We start from the raw sequence: 1,229 nt of genomic DNA on the forward strand, positions 1-1,229 counted from the left end.
CTTTTTAATCTTCGTTGTTCTTCAATTGCCTTGTTCTGGCTACTTAATAAGTAAGGTGTTTTTTCCCAGAGAACAAAGTAAGCAGCCGTCAGGATCTTATGTCCTATTGCTATATTTGCTTTCTTACTTCCTCTACGTGCGGCAATTGCCTTATATTTTGCAGCCATTAAACAATTTTTAGAATGTGATGCTGCCCATGCAGCCTCGACTAATGTGGTTTTCAGGTATTTATTGCCGTGTGTAATTCTTGTAGAATATTTCTTTCCGGCACTTTCGTTGTTCCCTGGACACACGCCTGCCCATGAGGCAAGATGTTTTGCTGACGGAAAGGATACCATGTCATTTCCAATTTCAGCAAGTATCCCAGCAGCTATTTGTTCCGACACTCCAGGAATAGTCAGTAATAATTCAACATCATTTCTCATGGAGTTAAGATATTTGTCAATTCTTTTTTCAATGCAGTCAATTTGATTATTGATATGTTCTATTGATGCAAGAATCAGTTGAAGCATAAAGATATGATGCTCGGTAATCCTTCCGTATAAAGCCTTCTTTAGTTCGGCTTTTTTTCTCACCAAAGATCCTTTTGCCAGTTCTGACAATTTCCCCGGGTCTTTTTCTCCCGATGCGATTGCCAAAACAATTGCTGTTCCTGTTTTGCCAAAAACATCACTAACTACGCTACCTAGCTTAATGTTGGCATCTTCAAGGATGTTCTGTAAACGGTTCTTTTCAGCAGTACGCTGATGTGTCAGTTTTCTTCGGTGGCGGTGCAAAACCCGAAGTTCTCTTATGTCTTGACGTGGAACAAAACTTCCTTTGAGCAAGCCACTCAACAGAAGTTTGGCAATCCATTCACTGTCCTTTTTGTCAGTTTTTTGTCCCGGAACATTTTTTATATGCCTGGCATTGACCAGTAAAATCTCAAAATATTCTTCAAGTACATAGTAAACAGGTTTCCAATAAACACCTGTGCTCTCCATAGCAATATGGCTTACTCCTTCATTCTGGAGAAAACCAATCAGCTTTTCAAGTTCTTCGGTAAATGTGCCAAAAGTTTCAGTTCGTTCAACAATATCTTTACCTTTGATACTGGCGACTACTGTGTCCTTGTGAACATCAAGGCCACAACCTCGCTCAATGATTCTTGGGAATTCTTCGACAGGATTCATAGTAGAAAATTTTATTGGTACGTAGATACCGCAAGTTAATTCACTTTCATTCCTGTT

General features: G+C 39.4%; 1 protein-coding gene. It reads right to left on the reverse strand.

Features of this window, described 5'->3' with window-relative positions:
* Positions 1–1,172, reverse strand: a 1,172-nt coding sequence (locus C8N47_RS18600; RefSeq protein WP_107824081.1) for an IS110 family RNA-guided transposase, incomplete at its 3' end; no start/stop codon positions are given.
* Positions 1,173–1,229 lie beyond the last annotated feature (57 nt).

The sequence above is a fragment of the Mangrovibacterium marinum genome (assembly GCF_003046625.1).
In the GTDB taxonomy this organism is placed as follows: domain Bacteria; phylum Bacteroidota; class Bacteroidia; order Bacteroidales; family Prolixibacteraceae; genus Mangrovibacterium; species Mangrovibacterium marinum.